Source organism: Devosia sp. Z6_126, assembly GCF_058133495.1.
This window is the reverse complement of sequence record NZ_JBYUNO010000002.1, coordinates 905,594-926,288: the sequence shown is the minus strand read 5'-3', so window position 1 is coordinate 926,288 and position 20,695 is coordinate 905,594. Positions and strand designations below refer to the sequence as shown.

Sequence of the window (20,695 nt, the reverse complement as noted above, 5' to 3'; positions counted from 1 at the left end):
GTTAACAAATGAACGATACCGCTGAGGCGGCGAGCGGCTACGAGACGGATCTAATCGAACTCAGTTCAGATATCGTATCGGCTTACGTCAGTCATAATGCCGTGAGTCCTACTGATCTGACGAAATTGATCTCGGAAGTTCATGGTGCCCTGCGCTTGTTGCAGAGCAACGAAGTACCCGCGCCCCCGCCCGAAGAACTTAAGCCTGCTGTGTCGGTCCGCAAGTCTGTGGCGCCTGACTACATTATTTGTCTTGAAGACGGCAAGAAGTTCAAGTCGCTCAAGCGCCATCTGCGTACCCACTACAATATGTCTCCCGAAGAATATCGCGAGAAGTGGGGTTTGCCTGCAGATTACCCAATGGTCGCGCCGAACTATTCTGCGACCCGCTCCAAGCTCGCCAAAGATAACGGGCTCGGCCGCAAGGCTGTCTAAGCCCAGCTAACCGCTACGACTGGTCGCGTTCGCATCGCTCACGAGCGATTCAGGACGGCGGCTATGATCTGCCCCTCAAACGGCCGCTCCTGGAGCGGCCGTTTGACTTTGTGGGGTTTGTGCGCCCCAACTTATCCCCGCCCGGGCTTTACCGATGCAGTATCTAGGAATAAAGTCCTTGATGCGCGGAGGTTGCAAGATGTCAGGGCAAACAGCACAACGAACTCAAGGCCGGCCCGACCCCGCGTGCGAGCAGGTGATTGCCTTGGTGGCGCGGCGGAAAAACGTGCCAGACGAACTGCTTACCAGCCGCTCGCGCTGTCGGTTCGCTGCGGCGCGGGCCCGGCAATTGGCCATGTACCTGGCGCATGTAAGCCTAGGGCGCAGCCTGACCCAAGTGGGCGCGGTGTTCGGGCGCGATAGGACAACAGTCTCGTATGCCTGTGCGTTGATCGAAGATCTGCGCGATGATCCGCGTTTCGACGACGAGGTCTGCGACCTCGAGCAGCGAATCGCCGGGCTGGTGGTGGGAGCGTCCGCTCATGAGCACTAAGCCAGGCTAGGCCGGCGCACCTCGATCGGCGGACCATCCCCTGCAGCGGCTGGGTGCGGGCAAGGATGGCGAAGCCTTTCTCCAGGCTCATCACCTGCTGGCCGCCGAGCGGCTGATGCGGCTGGTGGACCGCGCGCGGCTCACCCCGCGCTTGACCATGTCCTATGATCCGGCGCGGGTGGGAGGGGGCAGGGGTGGGGGCAACGCCGCGCTCGAGATGTCCGATGCGGCCGCGGACGCACGCAAGCGCCTCGGGCAGATCGCCGCGGCCATGCCGGGCGATTGCTGGGGCGTGGTGATCGATGTGTGCGGCTTCAGCAAGGGGCTGCAAACGGTGGAAACCGAGCGGCAATGGCCGCGGCGCAGCGCCAAGCTGGTGTTGCGAATTGGGCTCGAGCAGCTCGCGCGGTTGTGGGGCTTGTCGGGCAGTGCCAGCGGGCCGGAGCAAAGTCGGGCGCGGGGATGGCTAGCGGAAAGGCTGCCGTTGATCGGGGAGGAGGAGGAGGATACGCCGGCGCGCTAGCGTGCGCTCAGCGCCCGCCCTTCGGAGCGGATGCGGTTGACCATGGCAACGAGCCCATTGGAGCGCTGCATCCCCAGATGCTCGCTCAGCCCGATCTTTTCGAACCAGGAGACCGCATCGGTTTGCGCGACCTCAGCGGCTGGACGGCCCGAATAAAGCGCGATCAGGATCGCCACCAAACCCTTGGTGATGATGGCGTCGGACTGACCCTTGAAGGTCATGGTGGCAGAATCGCCCGCGCGATTGGCCTCCGACACCAGCCACACATTGGACGCGCAACCCTTGACCTTGTTTTCCGGGGTCTTGTCGGCGTCCGGCATGGGGGGCAGGGCTTGGCCAAGCTCGATGACGTAATTCAGCCGATCCTCCCAGTCGTCAAGGAAGGAAAGGTTTTCGGCAATGTCCTGGAAGGCTTGTGGCTCGCTCATGCCTTTTAACTAGGGCACCGCAAGCGCCTTTTCCAGATGCAATGCGCTAGCTGCGGCGCGGGCGTGGCCGCGGCAGGGGCACGGCGTCGGCCATCGACGGGGCAGGGGCCAGCGCGGGTGGCGTTGCTGGTGCAGAAGCCGCGAGGGCCCCCGACAGCAGTGCCTTGCCGCCGGCGCATTCAAGGCTGGTGCAGGTGATTTGTGCGACGCCGTGCGAGGCGGCCTGGCGACCGGCCGCAGCAGCCGTGGCCGACAGGTCCGAGCCCATGCGCGCGAGATCGGCACCGGGCTTGATCACCATATAGGCCAGACACAGCCAGAACATTGAGCGCAGCAAGAACATCATGTTTTCCGCGGTTGCCCGAAGGGCCTGCCTCCGCGCGCCATTAAACCACAGCCGGGGTGATCGATAAGCTTTGATGCAAATGCTGCTTAACAGATTTCCCATGCACACACCTTGTTTACGCTACCGGGAGAAAGCCGCCCCGGATCGGCGCCAAAGCTCCGCGTCACACCGGTCATTTAAGGCGCTCTTAGCTCTTGGGTTGCAGGGTGCAGTCAGTATCCAAGCCAGTGGCTAACTGCCCCGGCGCGGTGTCCCGGTACCCTTCCCCGGGACCTTAAGTGCGAGTGTAAGTATATGCGTAGCCTCTACTCTTTCGGCGCAAGCAAAGAGATGAGCCTGGCCGTTGCCGGATCCGGGCACCGCCCGGAAATGCTGCGCCGCAAGACCATTGGCGACAATGCCCGGCTGCTGCTGCTGGCCTCGGTGCTGGCCATGCCCTTCGCCGTGTTCTGGCTGGTCGGTGGGCAGGCGCTCCCCTTTGTTGTGGCCGCGATCGGCCTCGGCATTGGCATGGCAACCTTGGCCTTCCATGCCAGCCGCCAATATGAGCAGGCCGCTGCCGGCCAGGTATTCGGCATTCTGGGCGCTGGTCTGATCCTGACCCTGGTCGACCCGATGCTGGTCGATACGGGGCTCACCATTGCCTTGATCGCCCCGGTCCATGCTTCGCTGCTGGCGCGCTCTTCGCTGCGCAAGCTGAGCTGGCTGTTGCTGGCCGGCGTGCTGGCTTGCGGGATGGCGGCTTCAGTGGCCGGCTTTGGTGGCGCCGATGTGCCTCAAACCATGCTGGGGATCGTTTCGGGCCTCGCCTTCATCACTTGCGCCGGGATGGTTGCCTATACCGCCCACGGCATCGGGGCGGCATTCGAGGTTTACGACAAGGCCCAGGTCACTGCTTACCGGCACCTGATCGAGCATGTGCGTGATTCGGTGATTCGCTTTTCGAGCGAGGGCGACGTGCTGCTCGCTTCGCGCTCCTCGGAAACGCTGTTTGGATGCCGGCGCTATGAACTGAGCGGCGCTTCGCTGAGCGAACGGCTTCATGTGCTGGACCGCCCGATCTACCTCACGGCATTTTCCGACGCCAACAAGGCCGGCAAGTCGCGCGTCGTGGAAGTGCGCATGCGCCAGGACGATCCGGTCGGTGGCACCAAGCTGCCTCGCTATATCTGGGTGGAAGCCAGCTTTTCGCCGGTGCGCGAGGATTTGCCTAGCGAAGGCGGCTATGAAGTTGTGGCGCTGTTCCGCGACATCACGGCTCGCAAGGACAATGAAGTGGCCATGCGCGAAGCCCAGCGAATCGCCGAGGAAGCCTCCACCGCCAAGTCGCGTTTCCTTGCCACGATCGGCCATGAGCTGCGCACGCCGCTCAATGCCGTGGTTGGTTTTTCCGAAATGATGACCAGTGGTATCGGCGGCGAATTGTCGCCTACACATCGCGAATATGCCGGCCTGATCCACCAGGGCGCGCGGCATCTGCTCGAAGTGGTGCGCATGCTGCTCGACATGAGCAAGCTTGAGGCGGGCAAGTTCGAGCTGCAGACCGAGCCCTTCGTGGCGGCCGATATCATCGAGCCCTGCATGCAAATGGTGGAAGCATCGGCGCGCCAGCGGGGCATCAAGATCGTCGCCGATATTGCGCCCAAGCTTCCGGCCCTGGTTGGCGATGAGCGCGCCTGCCGGCAGATCCTGCTGAACCTGCTGTCGAACGCCATCAAGTTCAGCCATGACGGCGGCACCGTCACCGTATCGCTCAAGCGCCAGGGCCAGTGCCTCAACCTGTCGGTCAGTGACACCGGGGTCGGCATGGCGCCCGAGGCCCTGAGCCGGCTGGGCGAAGCCTTCTTCCAGGCCCATGAAGGGCTGACCCGTCGCTATGAGGGCACGGGGCTGGGGCTCTCCATCGTCAAGGGCTTGGTGGAATTGCATGAAGGCACGCTGCGGGCACTTTCCGAAATTGGAGCGGGGACAACCGTTACGGTCTTGCTGCCGGTAAACGGTCCGGCAATAAAGGTAGAGGACACTGCCGCCGTAACGCCCCTCCATCGTGAGCCGGTCTCTTCCCCAATCAGTTCATGGCAAGACGAAAAAAGAAAAGCGCAATGACGGCAACGACCATCTCGCGCCTGCCTCTCCTGGCGGGCAGCGCCGTGGCGACCAGTTTGGGTCGCGCGGGGCTCTGGACACTTTCTCGCTATATGCGCGCTCCGCTGGCCTCGACAGGCCTGCTGGCGCTGGTCACCCTGACGGCGCTGGCGGCCAGCAATGCGCTTTACTTCCAGACCAAGCATCATCCTGCGCCGTTCTTTGGCGAAGCGGGCGGCGAGCTGGCCGAGGCGGTGCCCGTGCCGGTGCCAGTCGCAGCACGAGCCGAACCACAACTGCAGGCCATACCCGAATCGGTGCCGCAAACCACGGGCACCGTGTCCAAGCCGGTGGCCGCGCCCCAAGTGCCCGACCAGCCGGTGGGCAATGCCGAAGTGTTCGAGCTGCAAAAGCGGCTGGTTGAACTCAAGCTCTTTGACGGAATGGTCGACGGCTACTATGGCCCGCGCACGGCCCGGGCGATTCGCGCCTTTGAAGAACGCAACGGCATGACGCCGACCGGCGCCATGACCCGCGCGGTGATCGAGGCCATTCTCCAATCCGACAGCAACGGCGTGGCCCCCAAGGTGCAGCCGGCGGCGCAGGTGCAGCCCGCGCCCGCGCCGGCGCCGGTGGCCCCTGTGCAGGTTGCTGCGGCACAGCCGCAGGCGCAAACCGGCTTGCCGCCGCTGGCGCCTGTTGCGCCGGTGACGCGCAAGGCCGATCCGGTGGTGACCGCCGCCGCGCAAAGCATCGATTCCATCGTTGCCGCCGCCGATGGCGGCAGCCAGCCTGCGCCCACCGCCGTTGCCGCACCCGCACAGGTGGCGGCCGCCGCTCCCGTGCAGGCCCCGCCCGCCCAGCCCATGCCCGAGCCGATCCAGGTCGCTTCGCTCGAAGAGATCGCACCGCCTGCGCAATCGGCTTTGGCTGGCAGCGACCCAGCCGACCAGGTGATGGCGGCCACGAGCCTGCCACCAGCCAACAACAAGCAGCTGGTGAGCCAGATCCAGCGCGGTCTCGCGAGCCTTGGGTTTTTCCATGCCCCGATCGACGGGCACCCTGGCGCCGAAACGGCCAAGGCCATCCGCGAATTCGAGAATTTCCACAATTACCGCGTGACCGGACAGGTCAATCCCGACCTGCTCGGCCTGCTGCAAGAAGCGGGCGCTTCGATCTAAGTGGGACCGCTGCGCAGCGATCTATGGTGTGGAGCCTTTGTGCGCCGGCACAATGATCTGGGCCATATCTGCGTAGTGTCGCGCAGGGGCGACCCAATTGCCGGGCAGGTGTTCATCGAGGTGGATCATCTCGATGGCACCGGCTCGCTGTTTACCCCCGCGCCCATGGCCAGCAGAGGCGACGAGGCCGGGCTGGTGTTTCAGCGCCGCTTCAGCCGCGTGGAGCCCGCCAAGATCCGCGAGCGCATCGCCCAGGAAGCTCGGTTCGATCCCGATCTGTGGGTGTTGAGCCTTGATCTGCGTGGCGATGATCCCGGGATCGAGATCGTCCCCTAGCTTGCCCGCTTAATGCCGAGGCGCGCGGCGCTTTCGACGGCGCCGTTGACTGCTGACGATTGGCTGGCCGACAGCAAGCGGCGCTGCGATTGCGGCTGGTATTGTGGCCTGTTGAGCTCGAGCAGGTTCACTTCACCGCGCCAGGCACTCATCAGATAAGCCATGGCGTCGGCCGGCACGGTGCTGAAAAGGGTGGCAAAATCACCCAGGGCGCGCGAGCGATCGCTGTCGTGGCTGGTGGCGTGGATGAGCACTTTGAGACCCTCATAGGCCGAGCAGCCGAAGGCACGCAGGATCACGAACAGCGAGGCGCCCGTGACGTCATGGGCGATCTGGCCGCAGCGCACTTCATCGAGCCCGGTGATCTGGCTGAGCAGGCGCGTCACTTCCGGGCGGCGGTTTTCGGAAAACAGCTTCATCAGCGCCCGGGTCAGTTCCTGGTTGGCGACGGAGATCTGCTCGATGGTCTTCTTGATCGGCGCCAGCGGAGTGGGTCGGTTGGCAAAGGACTGGATGACCTTGATGCGGTCATCGTCCGACAGATCAAAGAAGGCCGGCGCCAAAAGGCCAGCATCAAAATCCTCGCGCTTGGCGAGGGTTTGGGCGACCACATGGTCCATTTGCGCCGAACGGGCCAGGGCGCTGAGATAAGCGCCGCGCGGCACGATGGCCGCGTTGGCGGCGAGGGCGCGGTAGACCTTGCGCGAATTGAGGCCAAAAAGCTTGGCGAGCGCGGCATTGGACAGATCGTCCCGGCCCGCAAGGATGGCGGCGGCGCCGACATCCCCGTCCGCGATAATCTCGAGAATGGTGTCTTCGGACAGCGCCGGCACCGCTTCGAGAAAGGCCTGCAGGTCGTCCCCGATATGGGCCGTCACGAGCCGCTCAAGGGCAGGGGACAGGAGATCGGCCTTGCCCAGGATGGCGGCGCCCTTGGCGCGCGCCTGGGGGCTGGCTGCGGGGAAAAGGCGGCTTGCCAGCGCCTCGAACTGGTCCAGTTCAACCGGGGTGGGCTTGCCGCGGCGGGCATAAGCGTCGCAGGCGGCAATCAGCAGCGTATTGGTGCGCTCGATGCCGCCGTTTTCGACCAGGAGCTGAAAGGTTTCGTAGGGCTGGAAGCCAAGCATGTTCGCGGACCGTCAACTGCTGCTGCGCACAAATCGGGCGTGTTTCCACTTTTGCCCCCAATTCGTTAGCGGACTATTAACCATGATGTTCGCTAAGTGGGCCCAGGCGCGAGGGGCGTTTCGCCGACACAGATTCAGCCGTGCATGCTGCCCCCGCTAGGGACGGGGGAGCCGAACATATTGGAGGCTAGCTTGGGAAAGCTCGTCAAATTCGAACTGCGCGAACGACCAGCGGCGGCGGCGGGCAAACCCTGCGGTAACGCCCAGATTTTGCTGTTTACCGGCGTGCGCTATGAACGCGGCACCACCTGCCCGCCGGCGGACCTGCGCGATCCGTCCCGGCCCAAGCGCCGTCGTGGCTAGCAGCGCCATCGGCAAATTTGGTTGGTCCTGCCTGTTGGTTGCCGCGCTGCTGGGAGGCTGTGCGCCGAGGCCCACGGGCGATTTTGGTCGGGCGCGCCCAAGCTATACCCATGACGTGCTGCTGCCCGAAGCGGGCAAGGTTTTGGCCGACGCGCGTGACGAGCCGGTCTCCAGCTTCAACCTTACGGACCAGGAAACCGAGATGCATAACCGCGTCTGGCGGTTCCTCGTGGCGCCCCATGCCAAGGACTGGTTCTTCGATTATGCCACCGAGCTGCAGCGCACGCGCATCGCGGTGGACCTCGATACCCGGTTCGACATCGATCGCTATTACAATTGGCTGCGCCGGACCGAGTACCAATCATCGCGCGTGCGCTACAGCACGGTGGGCCGGCATATCGAGGCCGATCTGGATACGGTGCCCGGCACATTCCTCGCGATCTGCGCGGTGATCGAGGTGGATCGCCAGCGCGCGATTGCTGCGGCGACCTTGAGCAGTGTCGGGGCGGGGGAGCGGGCCGATGTGGCGGCGCGCAAGGCCGAGAACACGGCGCGGATCGACTGGTTCGTGCGCGCGCTCGATTACCGCTTCCAATCCTACAATTTCGCCCTCAACCAGTTGCTGGTGGAAACGCCCCATGAGCAATCAGTGGAAGTGGATGCGGTGCTGCGCCGGATGGCGGACTTTGTCAGCCGGGCCAAACGCTGGGATTTCTGCGGGGGCGCCGGAGCGCTGATTGTCGGCCGCAGCCAAGGCACGATCCCCTCGCGCTACCAGACCCAGCATATCGACCGGGAAGTGGTGCTGCCCAAATAGGCCAGCCTAGGACGGCGTGCCGCGATTGCCGCACTGCACCTTGGCGAGCTCGGCTTCAAAGCGCGGCCGCATCACGCCATGGGGTGGGGCGAGGCGAATAACGACGAAGAGCTGGTCGGAGCTGGCTTCAACCACCAGCAGCCCTTCGGCGATATCGAGCTGCTGCTGGGCAAGGAGGCGTGTTTGGGCGGCATTGAAGACGCCCAATTCGAGCGTTTGCCCGATGCCATCGCGATTGGTGGTGGCATAGGTCACGACACCAGCGGAATTGAAAATGGCCAGCGACCAGAAGGCGTCGGGCAGCAGGCCGCTCATATAGGCGGGGCCGTCAGCCAGATCGATGCGGCAGATGCCGTAAACCAGCTCGGGATCGAGTTCGAGCGGATTGGGCTGGCCGGCAACGACCGGGGGCAGGATGACGATGCGGTTTTCGGCGCCCAGCGCTTGGAGCCGCGTCCACAAGGTTTCCTCGGCGACAAGCGGCAGGGACAGGATCACCACGATATGGATGATGCCCCCCAGTAGCACGCCCGCTATGGCCCAGATCAGGGTGCGGATCATGTGCATGTCCCCCGCTGGATCGCGGGCATGGTATCGCCGGTGGCACCAAAGCCGGTGAACACGGCAGTGTCGTAGAGCGTCAGCCCCAGGGTGAACGGTCCTTCGCCCGCAAGTTCCAGCCAGTTGCCAGGGGCAAGCGTGGTGCCGACATGGATGCGGAACGAGCCGTCATTTTCGCGCACGATACCGGTGGAGCGCAGCGCCAGCGGGCCATCGGGCACGGCAACATTGATGCCGGCGGGGTCGGTCGCCACGAGGGTCCAGAACGTCGCCTGCGGCGTGCGTCCTTCAATGAGATAGCTGCAGTTGCGCCACAAGGGCTCGCCGGCGCTGTCGACATTGGCGACGAAGTGGAGGCCTTCTGCCTGGCCAAGCTGCAGGGCCGCTTCGCGGGTCAAATGGGCTCTGGTATAGGGATTGGGGTTGGGCGAGCCCACATCGGGCCAGGCCGTCCAGGGGCCGAGCTGGCTGACGGTGAACATGCGCCCATCGGTCAAGGCGTAATAGCTCAGCCCAAAGCCAACCCCCAGGGCGATGACGCACAACAGCAGCAAGCGAAACACAAAGCGCACGGGTCAGCGGCTCGGAACGGGACGTGACGGCATGGACGGCTGAACCTGTGCGGGTCGAAGGACCTGCATGGCTATAGCAATGAGGCCGGGGCGGCGAAAGCGCATAGTGTCGCGTTCCCGGCATTTGATTGCCGGCACCCGTCCGCTACAGCGCCTGGGTGGGAACAGTCGCTGGCGCGGCTGCCTGGTCCGTGACGGGCTGGTTGGCCCGCAGGGTCGAGCCCAGCCGGTCGGCCATGTCGATCAGCTTGCGCGCAGCTTCGGGCGTGAGGCTCGGGGGGCGCTGCTCGGGCGGCTCTTCGAGCGCGGCGTCGGCATCCGCGATCACCACGTTTTCGGGCGTGAAATCGACGCCAAATACCGGCAGCACCTCGATATTGGTGTGGGCATAGGCCATGAATTTCTGCCAGGCCATGGCGGGCAGGGTGCCGCCGGTGAGGTCATTGGTGGGCCGGTAGTCGTCATTGCCGAACCAGACAGCGGCAACGAAATTGCCGGTAAAGCCGCAGAACCAGGCATCGCGATAGGAGGATGTAGTGCCCGACTTGCCAACGGCGGGAACGCCGGGCACATCGGCGCGACGGCCCGTGCCGCCAGTGACCACGGTGCGCATCATGTGGTTCATGTTGGCCGCCGTGGTTTCGCTCAAGATGCGTTCGCGCGGCGCTTCGGGATCGGCCTCGAACACGACCTCGCCGGTCAGTGTCGACATACGGGTGATGCCATAGGCGGGGGTCTTGAGCCCGCCGCTGGCCAGCACCGCATAAGAGGAGGTCATGTCGAGCACGGAAACCGAGGCCACGCCCAGGGCCAGCGAACGGGTCACGGGGTAATCGGCACGCAGGCCCATGCGGTGGGACAGGTCGGCAATAGGCTCGCGCCCGGTCTTGATCGATAACGTCACCGGCACCGTGTTGAGCGACTGGGCAAAGGCCGATTCCAGGGACACATTGCCCTTGTAGTTGCGGCCATAGTTCTGCGGGCACCAGTCGCCGATGCAGACGGGGCGGTCGGTGATCGTGTCCTTGGGCGTCAGGCCCAGCTGCTCGAAGGCCTCGGCATAAACAAAGATCTTGTAGGCCGAGCCGGGCTGGCGGGTGGAGACAATGGCGCGGTTGAACTGTGACTTGCCGTAATCGGTGCCGCCCACCATGGCGCGAATGGCGCCATTGGTGTCGGTAACGACCATGGCGGCCTGATCAACGTCATATTGCTCGCCATTTTCGCGCACCACCGAAGTCACCGCTTCTTCGGCGTATTTCTGCAAGGTGGTGTCGATCGTGGTGCGGACGATGAAATTGTTGGAGGTGTGGTTGGACGCTTCGATCAGGCGCTTGGCTTCTTCGAAGGCCCAATCGAGGAAGTAATTGGGCGAGTTGATGTCCTCGCTGCGATCGATCGGCGCGGCGGGGTGGCGACGGGCCGCGGTGACCTGGCCTTCGGTCAGGAAACTGGAGGCCACGAGATTGGTCAGCACCAGATTGGCGCGACCGCGTGCGGCGGCCAAATCCACATGCGGGGCATAGCGGGTAGGGGCCTTGAACATGCCCGAGAGCATGGCCGCTTCGGCGAGGGTGATATCCTGCACCCGCTTGCCGAAATAGTATTCGGAGGCGGCGGTGACGCCGAAATTGCCGCCGCCCATATAGGCGCGGTCGAAATAAAGCTTGAGGATCTCGTCCTTGGTATAGTGCCACTCGAGCCAGAGGGCGAGATAGGCCTCGATGATCTTGCGCTCGAGGGTGCGCTCAGAGGACAGGAACAGGTTCTTGGCGAGCTGCTGGGTGATGGACGAGCCGCCCTGGGTGGAGTTTTCGCCCGCGGCATTGCTGACCAGGGCGCGCAGTGTGCCCACGATATCGATGCCGAAATGCTCGTAAAAGCGCCGGTCCTCGGTCGCGAGGGTCGCCTTGATCAGATAGTCCGGCATATCAGCGAGAGCCACGGAATCGTCCGAGCGGATGCCGCGGCGACCGATTTCGTTGCCGAAACGGTCCTGGAAGATCACCGAGTAGTCCTCGGCCTTGTTGTATTCACCCGAAGCGGTGGCATTGAAGGCCGGCAGCGCTAGGGCCGTCATCAGGACGGCGCCGATGGCCCCGAAGCTGAAGGCGTCCGAAAGGATCTCGACAAAGAAGCGCTTGATGCCCGCGACATGGAAAATGGACATGAAGTCCTGAAAGCGCGTATAGCCGCGCCCCAGCCAATGCCAGAATTCATAAAGCGAGGAATCCAGCCAAGCATCGGCGGCGAGCATGCCACCCTTGGTGCGACGCTTCTGCTTGGTGTAGAATGGATCGGACAAGAGGCAACCCCAGCTGGCTCACGCAGTGTTGTCCGCCTTTGCACCGCAAGGCAACACAATCGCTGGAATATGATTGCGTCGCCGCGCCCGCAAGGGCAAACCCGCAACACGCTCAACCAAGCACTAGGATCGCATGGCCTTCTGGGAAGAAAAAACGCTCGCAGAAATGAACGACGCCGAGTGGGAAGCGCTCTGCGACGGGTGCGGTCGTTGCTGTTTGATCAAGCTCGAGGATGAAGACAGCGGGCTGTTGATAACCTCCGATGTGCGCTGCCAGCTGCTCGATGGCGACAGCTGCGCCTGCACCAATTATCCCGGCCGGCAGGCCATCGTCCCCGATTGCATCAAGCTGACCCCGACCAATGTGACCGAGATCAAGTGGATCCCCACGACCTGCGCTTATCGGCGGCTGGCCGAGGGCAAGGGGCTGGCCTGGTGGCATCCGCTGGTCTCGGGCGATCCGCAGACCGTGGTGGATGTCGGGGTTTCGGTAAAGGGGCGCACTTTTGACGAGCGCTCGGTGGCGCCCGACGAGTGGGAAGAGCATGCGGTGGACTGGCCCGAATGGGAGCCGCCGGAAAGCCTTTAACGCTCCGTTCACCATACTGGCTGACGCTGCCTTAACCATGACTGGTGCAACAAGGCGGCAGTTCAACTGGTACGGAGCCGGGCATGACAGACCTTCTTTCTGGCGGGGATACAGGGTTTTACTGGGAACGCGTGCGCGCGGCCCTCGAGAGCCTGACGCAAGCCTCGACGAAACAAGGCAGCAAGCTCGTCACTTTGTCCCGCCCGGCGGTCGACCAGCAGGCTGAGGCGGCCCTGCACTGGGCCTGGCGCTCCGCACAGCGTGCAGGCGGGCCGGTGAGCCTGCTCCTGCTGGCGATTGACCGCAAGGACGATTTTCTGGCCGCTTATGGCCCCGCAGCCGCCGAAAACTGTGCCTTGCTGGTGGGCGAGGCAATCAGCTCCGCCTTGCCGCATGGCGAGATTGCTTTCCTCCGCTTTGGACCCAATGAATTTCTGGTGCTGCTGCCCGGCGTTGAGCGGCGCGCGGCGCGCAAGCTGGCGCGTCATCTGGTTGGTGCCGTGCGCGCCTGCCGGTTGAGTCACAAGGAAAGCCATGCCGGCGTGGTGACCACCAGCGTCGGGCTGGTGAGTGCGGCGCCCGAGCATTGGCCGGCAAGCGAAGTGCTGCGCCGGGCCGCCAACGGCTTGCATAAGGCGCAACGCGGAGGCCTGGCGCGAATTGGGGTGGCCGAGTTGCGTGCGACCAACCGGCGTGCGGCATAGGGGAGGGTTCCCCTCAGCCCACGAAGCCCTTAAGGAAACCGTCCCCGCTTTTCCCCTCGCGCTCGGCTTTCGGTTACCTTTTCCATGATACACGCTTGCGGCCTCGACTTTGGCACGTCCAACTCGACTTTTGCGCGGGTGGATGCGGACGGCGTGCCGCATCTGTTGTCGCTGGAAGGCGCCAACGAAACCATCCCCAGCGTGCTGTTCTTCCCGTTCGACGACGAGCCGGTGCAGTTCGGCCGGGCGGCAGTGGCGCAATATGTGTCGGGCGCCGAAGGGCGGCTGATGCGCTCGCTCAAGAGCGTGCTGGGCACCAGTCTCTTTGCGGAAAAGACGCGCATCAAGGCTCGCAGCATGGGGTTCGACGAGATCCTTGGGATCTTCATCGCCGAGCTCAAGCGGCGCGCCGAACTGGCGCTGGGGGAACCTGTCGAGCAGGTGGTGCTGGGCCGACCGGTGCAGTTCGTTGATGACGATCCGGTGGCGGACCGCCAAGCGCAGGACCAGCTGGAAGCCGCGGCACGCGCACAGGGTTTTGCCGAGATCGCGTTTCAGTTCGAGCCCATTGCCGCCGCCCTCGATTTTGAGCGGGGCGTGGCGCGCGAGCAGCTGGCGCTGATCGTCGATCTGGGCGGCGGTACTTCGGACTTTTCGCTGGTGCGGGTCGGGCCCGAACGGGCGCGGCGGGCCGAGCGGGGCGACGACATTCTGGCGACCGGCGGCGTGCATCTGGGCGGCACCGATTTCGACCGCCTGCTGGCCGTCGCCAAGGTGATGCCGCATCTGGGGCTGGGCACGCAGACCAAGGATGGCAAGCGCTTTCTGCCGGTGGCGCCCTATCATGAGCTGGCCACCTGGCACCGGATCAACCGACTTTACACCACCCAAAGCCTGCGCGACCTGCGCGGCACCGCCCGCGAAGCGCGCGAGCCCGAAAAGGTCGAAGCGCTGATCGGGGTAGTCGAGGATCGACTGGGGCACCAATTGGTGGGGGCGGTGGAAGCGGCCAAGATTGCGCTCTCGAGCGAACCCGAAACGCGGTTCAGCTTTCCCGTGCGCGACGGGAGCATCGAAACCGATATCGGCAGCCGCGAGCTGTTCGACATTCTCGCAGGCTCGGGCGAGCGGCTGGAGCGGGCGATCGCCGAAGTGCTGCGCCAGGCCGGCGTGGAGGCCGAGGCCATCGACAGCCTGATCCTCACCGGCGGCTCCACCCAGGTGCCCGCCATTGCCGGAAGGCTCGAAGCGCTGTTTCCGCAGGCCGAACTGGTGCGCACCAATGTGCTGGGCAGCGTCGGGCTGGGCCTTGCGCTCGATGCGGCGCGCCGGTTCGGTCCGGCTCGCTGAAGTCTTTTCGATAGCTCCGGCCAAACAACTTATCCCCGCGTGACGCTGGGATGGTATGGTTATGCCATGATCAGAAAAGTGGGTTGAACGGGGGGCGGCAGCAAGGCTTTCAGGCCGAGCGGATCGCCTGCCAGCGCCGCATCCGCTTTTCGCTGGGGTCCACGAGGGCCGCGGGGTAATGGCCGCGGATCTGGCTGTTGAAGAATTTGCCGCGCGAGGGGGCCTCGGCAAAGGCGGTGAATACCTCGGGCGGCACATCGGCATATTTATGGCGCCGTCCCTCGGGGCCGAACCACACCGATAGCTCCCTCAGTTCGGGTTTGTAATGGATATGGCGAATGGCGGACGACATCGGAGCCTCCCGGGGCCTGTGTGTTCCGCCCGAGTGAATCCAGCGAGGATTCAAGCCGTTCCGCACAAAAGTTAAGATCGATTCACAAATGAGTCATTGATGGATGAACCAAGCACGGCAGCCCTGCCGGGCCTCGAGATCGACTGGCCGGCGGTGCGGATCGATTACGAGGAACTGGCGCTCACCCGCAACGCGATCTGCCGCAAGCATGGCGTGCCCATGGCGCAGCTGCTGGAGCGGGCCTGGAAGTCGCGCTGGGAGCGACCCGATGGTGAGGTGACCGACCGCAATATCCTGATCAACAAGCTTCTGGCGCTGCTGGAAGCCCAACTGGACGGACTGGAGCAAAGCATGGGTGGCGGCGTGGACAAGGAAGTCAATGTGCTGGGCGGCCTCGCCAAGAACCTCAAGGAACTGATCGCCATGCAAAAGGCCGAACGCGCCGGCAAGGTGGACGACGCCGAAACGCGCGAAATGCAGGACCTCAGACGCAAGCTGGCCAAGCGCATCGATGCTCTCACCAAAGGCTGAGCTGCAAAAAGCCGCGGCCAAGCTGGGCGACGTTTCGACAATGAAGCTGTTGCTGGATTGGCCAGCCTGGGCGCGGATGGCGCAATTGCCGCCCGACGGCGAATGGACCACCTGGCTGCTGCTGGGCGGGCGCGGTTCGGGCAAGACGCGGGCCGGCGCCGAATGGGTCAAGCAACTGGCGCAAAGCGGGGTGTCTCCCATTGCGCTGGTGGGTGAAACCATCACCGAGGCCATGGCGGTGATGGTAAAGGGGGAAAGCGGGCTCCTTGCGGTGCATGCCCGGGCCGAGCGGCCGGTGCTCAAGGGCACGGTGCTCATCTGGCCCAATGGCAGCGAGGCGCATCTGATGTCGGCCTCCGATCCCGATCGGTTTCGCGGGCCGCAATGGGCAGCGGCCTGGTGCGATGAAATTGCCAAATGGCCCGATGCGGAAGCGGCCTGGGACATGCTGCAGTTCGGCTTGCGGCTGGGCGACTGGCCGCGCCAATTGGCGACAACCACACCCAAGCCGACGCGGCTGTTGAAACGCCTGCTGGCCGATCCGCTCACGGTGGTGACGCGGATGCGCACGGCCGAGAATGCGCCGCATCTGGCCCCGCAATTCCTGAGCGCGGTGGTGGGGCGCTACGAAGGCTCGGTACTGGGGCGCCAGGAGCTCGATGGGGAGATGATCGAGGATCTGCCCGATGCGCTGTGGCAACGGAGCATGTTTCGCCCCTTTGACGGACAGCCACCCAGCCGCGTGATCGTGGCGGTGGATCCGCCGGTGACCGGTACCGCCCGCTCCGATGCATGCGGCATCGTGGTGGCGGGGCAGGTGGGCGAGGGGGCGGTGGTGTTGGCGGACCATACGGTGAAGGCTGCGGCGCCCTTGGTCTGGGCCCGGCGGGCCGTGGCGGCCTACGAAGCCAGCCGAGCCGACGCCATCCTGGTTGAGGTCAACCAGGGCGGCGATCTCGTGCGCTCGGTGCTGGCGCAGGTCGACCCCCTGGTGCCGGTGCGCGAAGTGCGCGCGAGCCGGGGTAAGTGGCTGCGCGCGGAACCCGTGGCCGCACTCTATGGCCGGGGGCTGGTCAGCCATGCCAAGCGGCTGGACGCGCTTGAGGACGAGATGTGTGCCTTTGGCGCCGATGGGCGCAGCAACGGCCATTCGCCCGATCGGGTGGATGCGCTGGTGTGGGCGCTCACCGAATTGCTGCTCGCCGAAAGGGTGCGGCCACGGATACGCGGTTTGTAGGTTGATTGTTGCGGACCATTAGCCAGCCCGCGGGGGAGGCACGACGCTGTGATTGCGTCGCCGCCCCGTTCGGGCAATCTGGGTAAGGGGAGGAATCGCCTTGAGTTTGATCTTCAACGAGCGGACGAAACTGCTCGCCAATGCCATGGATCGGGCATCCACCGCATGCCTGACGGTCGGCGTATTTGCGCCCGTGGCGGCGATCGTTTATGGTGCGACCGGAACAGCGATGGCCAGTTGGGCGTTTGTTCTGGGCACGATCAGTTGGCTTTCTGCGGCAGCGATACTACATATTGTGGCGAGGCTAACTTTGGGACGGTTGAAGCCATGACATTTCTGGAAGTTTTTGCATTCCTGATCTTGCCGGCGCTGGTCGCGGGCATGGGCGGCGTGGCCTATTGGCTGCATGGCCGCGATGCAGACATGCACGAGCCGCGCCCGACCAAATAAACCACCAACTACCGCAGATCTAAGCCGACCCCGGAGCCCCGCTTCGGGGTTTTCTGTTTTCAAGGACATCCGATGGCCAACTGGTTCAACCGCCTCGCCGGCGGGCGCACAAACACGCCTCCTGAACGCAAGGAAAGCGGTGGGCACACCATGCTCAGTTTCAGCCAGCTTGGGGCCGCCAATTGGAGCGGGCGCGGCTTTGGCAGCCTCGTCAACCAGGGTTTTGCCCGCAATCCCGTCGTCTATCGCTGCATTCGGTTGATCGCCGAAGCGGCCAATCGCGTGCCGCTGGTGGTGAGCGAGGGCGGGCAAAAGCTCAACGACCATCCGCTGGCCCGATTGCTCGGGCGGCCCAATGGGCGGTACTCGGCCAGCGGCTGGCGCGCGCCGGTGTCGCCAGACTAGTCTACGGCCCTTGCGGCCGCCGCCTCCACTTCCTGTAGGAGCTGTCGACCTTCCGCGTGTTCGGCAAGGGCTGGACCGCCCGCGTCGCCGCTATCCGGCAGACGGCGCTCGATTGGAGCCCGGCTGCCCCCATTCCCGCTAAAAACCGGAGCACGAGCATGACGTTTCTCAGTGGCTACAAGACCTATATCGTGGCGGCAATCATGCTGCTGACCGGGCTGGCGCAGGCGCTGGGGCTCGAGGTTCCGACGCTGCAAGGCAGTTCGGCGGGCCATTTGATGATGGAGGCGATCGCCGTGCTGTTGTTGCGTCGCGGCCTCAAGGCCAATGCCGCATCAACCTAATGCCCGTTGCGGCGTGGCGGGCCCGGACACCGGCAGCCACGCCGCTAATATTGGGACGATGGGTCAGAACATCGGCAAGGTATTGAACCAAGGCACCGCTGACCTATTCATGTGACATTCAGTTATATGTTTTTAAGGTGGCGTTATGAGAACCATGAGTCCCAAACCACCCATGTCCGCCGCCCTTGCTTTAGCTGTTGTGCTTGCGCTTGCCTGGGTGGGTCCGGCCAGCGCCCAGGCGTGCCTTGATAAGCGCGAGATCCAGGAGGCGGTGTCGAGCGGGCAGATCATGTCGCTCAATGCCGTGCTCGCCTCGGCCGGGGTGGACCGTAATGCCGAAATCCTGAGTGTGCAGGTCTGCGACCAGGGCGGCAAGCTGGTTTATGTCATCGGTGTGCTCAGTCCCGATGGCGCCGCGCAGAACCTGGTTGTATCAGCGCAGTAACGGCAGCATTAGGGGCAATCCATGCGAATTTTAGTGGTCGAGGACGACACCAGTCTCAATCGCCAGCTCAAGGAAGCGCTGACCGACGCAGGCTATGCGGTGGATGTCGCCTTTGACGGCGAGGAAGGTCATTATCTCGGCGATACCGAGCCCTACGACGCCGTGGTGCTCGATATCGGCCTGCCACAGATGGACGGGCTCTCGGTGCTGGAAAGCTGGCGGCGCGGGGGCAAGACCATGCCGGTATTGCTGCTGACGGCGCGCGATCGCTGGAGCGACAAGGTGCAGGGCATCGATGCGGGTGCCGACGACTATGTGGCCAAGCCCTTCCATATGGAAGAGGTGCTGGCACGGCTGCGAGCGCTGGTGCGCCGGGCGGCCGGGCTGGCCTCCAACGAAATCACCGCCGGCCCCGTGCGTCTCGATGTACGTTCAGGGCGGGTAACTGTGGATGGGCAGGCGGTCAAGCTCACCAGCCATGAATTGCGGCTGCTGAGCTATCTGATGCACCACAAAGGCAAGGTGATCTCGCGTACCGAATTGACCGAGCACCTCTATGATCAGGACTTCGACCGCGACAGCAACACCATCGAAGTGTTTGTGGGGCGGCTGCGCAAGAAGCTGCCGGAGGATTGCATCCAGACCGTGCGAGGACTGGGTTATCAGATCGCCGAGGACTAGTGGGTGAGCACGGCTGCGGCAACGCTGAAGCGCAAGGGCTCGATAACGGCGTCCTTGTTCTGGCTGTCGGCCGGCTGGCTGGTCGTGGCGCTGGTCGCGACGGGCTTTTTGCTGTCCGATCTGTATTCGCGCGCGCTCGACACTAGCCTATCGGACACGCTCGATTTCCATCTGGAAAGCCTGGCCGGCGCCTTGCTGGAATCAGGTGATCCGACCAGCAACGCCATTTCTTTGGCCGATCCCCGCTTTGATCGGCCCCGCTCGGGCTGGTACTGGGTAATTCGCGATGCCAACGGCACCCTGTACAATCTCTCGACCTCGGTCGTGGGTATTGATCTGCCCGTGATGATGGGCCCGCCCGATGCGCTGGGCCGCCGCACGGCAGTGATGGATGACGCCTTTGGCACCAATATGCGGGTGGTGGAGCGCACGATTACGCTTGCCCCGACCACTTACCAGGTGGTGGTGACCGGCAATCTCAGCGAAATCCTGCAGCTGGTGGATGAATTTCGCGGCCAGGCCTTTGTGGTGCTGGGGGCCGTTGGCGTAATGCTGGCGATCATGAGCGCCATTGTGGCGCGCATTGCCATGCGCCCGATTGCGCGCCTGAGCCAGTCGATCGAGGCCGTGCGCTCTGGAGAGAGCGGAGCGGTGACCGGCACCTATCCGGTGGAAATCGCGCCCCTGGCCGAAGAGGTCAACGAATTGCTGCGCTCCAATACGCAGATTATCGAGCGCGCCCGCAATCAGGTGGGCAACCTAGCGCACGGGCTCAAGACCCCTATCGCCGTGTTGCGCAACGAGGCCGAAACTCGCCAAGGCACGCTGGCCGACGTGGTGCTCGCCCAAACCGACAAGATGAGCGGCCTCGTGGCCACTTATCTCGACCGGGCGCGACTGGCGGCGCGCACCTCGGTGGTTGGCAAGCGGGCCGACCCGGCGGCCGTCCTGTTGCGGTTGACGCGGGTGATGGGCAAGATCCACCCCAATATCGATGTACGCTACGATCCGCCCGGTGGGGCAGTCCCGTGGTTCCGCGGCGACGAAGCCGATCTCGAGGAGATCACGGGCAATCTGCTGGATAATGCCTGCAAGTGGTCAAAGGGGCAGGTGCGGGTTCGGCTGGCCAGCGAGCAGGGTGACACCGCTACAAGCCTGTTGATCCGCATCGAGGACAACGGCCCCGGCCTGTCCGAGGAGGATGCTCAGAAAGTGTTGCGCCGCGGCGTCAGATTGGACGAGAAGACGCCGGGAAGCGGGCTAGGGCTGGATATCGTCAAGGAACTGGTTGATGTGTATGGCGGCAGCCTGCAGCTCAAGCGTTCGGCGCTGGGCGGGTTGCTGGCAGAACTGCGCTTGCCGACGGTGCGCTCCTCGAGTGCCGCCAAAGGCTGACGCATTTCCGCCACATTGCGTCCCAACAAGCACTTACACCCTTCGCGAGAGCCCGCAGATGAACCGTTTAGCATTCCTGGCACTGCCGTTATTGCTGTCGAGCCTTGCCGCTTGTTCAAGCACCGGAACCACGACCCAGGCGGTGCAAACAGCCCCCGTTGTCCAAGCGCCAGTAATCGCCGCGCCAACCACGCCAAGCCCGGCGCAGACTACCCAGCAGGCGATGCTAACCACCAGCATTGCCAATGGCTTTGTGGATCCGGCAGCGCTGGCCCTGATGTCTTCAAAGGATTCGGCAGAAGCCAACAGCGCCCAGTTCTATGCGCTACAGTTCGGGCGCCCCGGCGCACCGCGCCAGTGGGCAGGCGACAAGGGTGCAACCGGTGCGGTGAGCGTAGGCCCCTATGTGCGGGTCAACAACCTCGATTGCCGCGACTTCACTCACTCCGTCAAGATCGGCGGGCAGGACTATACCCGCAAGGGCACAGCCTGCCGCGAGCAGAACGGTAACTGGGTCGTCGAGCGCGGCGCGGCCTGATCGCGTCGGTGCAACAGGGATTGTTTACCGAACGGGGTTAGCA

27 protein-coding genes and 1 pseudogene are annotated in these 20,695 nt (G+C 64.0%); 21 read left to right on the top strand and 7 right to left on the bottom strand.

Annotated elements, in window-relative coordinates; all coding sequences use genetic code 11:
* Window positions 1-8: 8 nt before the first annotated feature.
* The 3 genes and pseudogenes from AC3YOG_RS11555 to AC3YOG_RS11545 all read left to right on the top strand — a co-directional run.
* On the top strand, window positions 9-434 hold the full coding sequence (locus AC3YOG_RS11555) for a Ros/MucR family transcriptional regulator (protein ID WP_127752356.1): 426 nt from the start codon (window positions 9-11) through the stop codon (window positions 432-434).
* A gap of 154 nt (window positions 435-588) precedes the next feature.
* The gene (locus AC3YOG_RS11550; RefSeq protein ID WP_489935166.1) at window positions 589-987 is read left to right on the top strand and encodes a helix-turn-helix domain-containing protein; all 399 of its coding nucleotides are present in this window, start codon (window positions 589-591) and stop codon (window positions 985-987) included.
* 37 nt (window positions 988-1,024) lie between these two features.
* Window positions 1,025-1,510, top strand: a pseudogene (locus AC3YOG_RS11545) (DUF6456 domain-containing protein); the annotation flags it as partial.
* Here the strand turns inward: AC3YOG_RS11545 and AC3YOG_RS11540 are convergent.
* Window positions 1,507-1,938, bottom strand: a complete 432-nt coding sequence (locus tag AC3YOG_RS11540; protein WP_489935165.1) for a SufE family protein — start codon at window positions 1,936-1,938, stop codon at window positions 1,507-1,509. The pseudogene AC3YOG_RS11545 and the gene AC3YOG_RS11540 overlap by 4 nt on opposite strands.
* A 46-nt stretch (window positions 1,939-1,984) precedes the next feature.
* Window positions 1,985-2,281, bottom strand: coding sequence for a hypothetical protein (locus AC3YOG_RS11535; protein WP_489935164.1), 297 nt, complete (start codon window positions 2,279-2,281; stop codon window positions 1,985-1,987).
* Between the two features lie 333 nt (window positions 2,282-2,614).
* On the opposite strand from AC3YOG_RS11535, the gene AC3YOG_RS11530 reads away from it, so the two are divergent.
* Genes AC3YOG_RS11530 through AC3YOG_RS11520 form a run of 3 tightly spaced genes read left to right on the top strand, consistent with a single transcriptional unit; the run spans window position 2,615 to window position 5,886 of the window.
* A complete protein-coding gene (locus AC3YOG_RS11530) occupies window positions 2,615-4,390 on the top strand; it encodes a PAS domain-containing sensor histidine kinase (protein ID WP_489935163.1) in 1,776 nt (591 codons plus the stop codon).
* Window positions 4,387-5,550 carry a peptidoglycan-binding domain-containing protein gene (locus tag AC3YOG_RS11525; protein ID WP_489935162.1) on the top strand — a complete coding sequence of 388 codons (1,164 nt, stop codon included), beginning with the start codon at window positions 4,387-4,389 and terminating at the stop codon, window positions 5,548-5,550. Before AC3YOG_RS11530 ends, AC3YOG_RS11525 begins: the two co-directional genes overlap by 4 nt.
* Window positions 5,551-5,886, top strand: a complete 336-nt coding sequence (locus AC3YOG_RS11520) for a DUF1491 family protein (RefSeq protein WP_127752363.1) — start codon at window positions 5,551-5,553, stop codon at window positions 5,884-5,886.
* Here the strand turns inward: AC3YOG_RS11520 and AC3YOG_RS11515 are convergent.
* Window positions 5,883-7,013: a DUF2336 domain-containing protein gene (locus AC3YOG_RS11515; protein ID WP_489935161.1), complete on the bottom strand. Its 1,131-nt coding sequence runs from the start codon at window positions 7,011-7,013 to the stop codon at window positions 5,883-5,885. The two genes, AC3YOG_RS11520 and AC3YOG_RS11515, sit on opposite strands and share 4 nt — an antisense overlap.
* A 192-nt stretch (window positions 7,014-7,205) precedes the next feature.
* Between AC3YOG_RS11515 and AC3YOG_RS11510 the strand changes: the two genes are divergently transcribed.
* Entirely contained in the window at window positions 7,206-7,376 is a 171-nt protein-coding gene (locus tag AC3YOG_RS11510) for a hypothetical protein (protein ID WP_164854748.1), read from the top strand.
* The gene (locus AC3YOG_RS11505; RefSeq protein ID WP_489935160.1) at window positions 7,369-8,193 is read left to right on the top strand and encodes a hypothetical protein; all 825 of its coding nucleotides are present in this window, start codon (window positions 7,369-7,371) and stop codon (window positions 8,191-8,193) included. Before AC3YOG_RS11510 ends, AC3YOG_RS11505 begins: the two co-directional genes overlap by 8 nt.
* A 6-nt stretch (window positions 8,194-8,199) precedes the next feature.
* On the opposite strand, the gene AC3YOG_RS11500 is transcribed toward AC3YOG_RS11505, so the two are convergent.
* From AC3YOG_RS11500 to AC3YOG_RS11490, 3 genes are all read right to left on the bottom strand, one after another.
* The gene (locus AC3YOG_RS11500; RefSeq protein WP_489935159.1) at window positions 8,200-8,754 is read right to left on the bottom strand and encodes a DUF1254 domain-containing protein; all 555 of its coding nucleotides are present in this window, start codon (window positions 8,752-8,754) and stop codon (window positions 8,200-8,202) included.
* Window positions 8,751-9,326: a DUF1214 domain-containing protein gene (locus AC3YOG_RS11495; RefSeq protein ID WP_489935158.1), complete on the bottom strand. Its 576-nt coding sequence runs from the start codon at window positions 9,324-9,326 to the stop codon at window positions 8,751-8,753. The genes AC3YOG_RS11500 and AC3YOG_RS11495 overlap by 4 nt, the downstream gene beginning before the upstream one ends.
* A 145-nt stretch (window positions 9,327-9,471) precedes the next feature.
* The gene (locus tag AC3YOG_RS11490; RefSeq protein WP_127752368.1) at window positions 9,472-11,631 is read right to left on the bottom strand and encodes a transglycosylase domain-containing protein; all 2,160 of its coding nucleotides are present in this window, start codon (window positions 11,629-11,631) and stop codon (window positions 9,472-9,474) included.
* A 133-nt stretch (window positions 11,632-11,764) separates the two neighbouring features.
* Between AC3YOG_RS11490 and AC3YOG_RS11485 the strand changes: the two genes are divergently transcribed.
* The 3 genes from AC3YOG_RS11485 (at window position 11,765) to AC3YOG_RS11475 (ending at window position 14,274) form a co-directional block, all read left to right on the top strand.
* Window positions 11,765-12,220: a YcgN family cysteine cluster protein gene (locus AC3YOG_RS11485; protein ID WP_489935157.1), complete on the top strand. Its 456-nt coding sequence runs from the start codon at window positions 11,765-11,767 to the stop codon at window positions 12,218-12,220.
* 83 nt (window positions 12,221-12,303) lie between these two features.
* Complete coding sequence (locus AC3YOG_RS11480) at window positions 12,304-12,924, top strand: GGDEF domain-containing protein (protein WP_489935156.1); 621 nt, start codon at window positions 12,304-12,306, stop codon at window positions 12,922-12,924.
* Between the two features lie 84 nt (window positions 12,925-13,008).
* Entirely contained in the window at window positions 13,009-14,274 is a 1,266-nt protein-coding gene (locus AC3YOG_RS11475) for an Hsp70 family protein (RefSeq protein ID WP_489935155.1), read from the top strand.
* A 109-nt stretch (window positions 14,275-14,383) separates the two neighbouring features.
* On the opposite strand, the gene AC3YOG_RS11470 is transcribed toward AC3YOG_RS11475, so the two are convergent.
* Window positions 14,384-14,626 carry a KTSC domain-containing protein gene (locus AC3YOG_RS11470; RefSeq protein ID WP_489935154.1) on the bottom strand — a complete coding sequence of 81 codons (243 nt, stop codon included), beginning with the start codon at window positions 14,624-14,626 and terminating at the stop codon, window positions 14,384-14,386.
* Window positions 14,627-14,725: 99 nt separating this feature from the next.
* On the opposite strand from AC3YOG_RS11470, the gene AC3YOG_RS11465 reads away from it, so the two are divergent.
* From AC3YOG_RS11465 to AC3YOG_RS11420, 10 genes are all read left to right on the top strand, one after another.
* Window positions 14,726-15,157 carry a hypothetical protein gene (locus AC3YOG_RS11465; RefSeq protein ID WP_172122751.1) on the top strand — a complete coding sequence of 144 codons (432 nt, stop codon included), beginning with the start codon at window positions 14,726-14,728 and terminating at the stop codon, window positions 15,155-15,157.
* Window positions 15,138-16,394 (top strand): DNA-packaging protein, encoded by a 1,257-nt coding sequence (locus AC3YOG_RS11460; protein WP_489935153.1) that lies wholly within the window; start codon window positions 15,138-15,140, stop codon window positions 16,392-16,394. The genes AC3YOG_RS11465 and AC3YOG_RS11460 overlap by 20 nt, the downstream gene beginning before the upstream one ends.
* A gap of 100 nt (window positions 16,395-16,494) precedes the next feature.
* Window positions 16,495-16,725, top strand: coding sequence for a hypothetical protein (locus tag AC3YOG_RS11455; RefSeq protein WP_172122753.1), 231 nt, complete (start codon window positions 16,495-16,497; stop codon window positions 16,723-16,725).
* Window positions 16,722-16,844, top strand: coding sequence for a hypothetical protein (locus tag AC3YOG_RS11450; protein ID WP_282567733.1), 123 nt, complete (start codon window positions 16,722-16,724; stop codon window positions 16,842-16,844). Before AC3YOG_RS11455 ends, AC3YOG_RS11450 begins: the two co-directional genes overlap by 4 nt.
* Before the next feature lie 72 nt (window positions 16,845-16,916).
* On the top strand, window positions 16,917-17,249 hold the full coding sequence (locus AC3YOG_RS11445; RefSeq protein ID WP_489935152.1) for a hypothetical protein: 333 nt from the start codon (window positions 16,917-16,919) through the stop codon (window positions 17,247-17,249).
* Window positions 17,250-17,407: 158 nt separating this feature from the next.
* The gene (locus AC3YOG_RS11440; RefSeq protein ID WP_489935151.1) at window positions 17,408-17,593 is read left to right on the top strand and encodes a hypothetical protein; all 186 of its coding nucleotides are present in this window, start codon (window positions 17,408-17,410) and stop codon (window positions 17,591-17,593) included.
* A gap of 154 nt (window positions 17,594-17,747) precedes the next feature.
* On the top strand, window positions 17,748-18,038 hold the full coding sequence (locus tag AC3YOG_RS11435; protein WP_489935150.1) for a PepSY domain-containing protein: 291 nt from the start codon (window positions 17,748-17,750) through the stop codon (window positions 18,036-18,038).
* Between the two features lie 21 nt (window positions 18,039-18,059).
* Window positions 18,060-18,719, top strand: coding sequence for a response regulator transcription factor (locus AC3YOG_RS11430; RefSeq protein WP_127752377.1), 660 nt, complete (start codon window positions 18,060-18,062; stop codon window positions 18,717-18,719).
* 3 nt (window positions 18,720-18,722) lie between these two features.
* Complete coding sequence (locus AC3YOG_RS11425; protein ID WP_489935149.1) at window positions 18,723-20,114, top strand: sensor histidine kinase; 1,392 nt, start codon at window positions 18,723-18,725, stop codon at window positions 20,112-20,114.
* Between the two features lie 58 nt (window positions 20,115-20,172).
* Window positions 20,173-20,652: an RT0821/Lpp0805 family surface protein gene (locus tag AC3YOG_RS11420; RefSeq protein ID WP_489890314.1), complete on the top strand. Its 480-nt coding sequence runs from the start codon at window positions 20,173-20,175 to the stop codon at window positions 20,650-20,652.
* The last annotated feature ends 43 nt before the right edge of the window (window positions 20,653-20,695 follow it).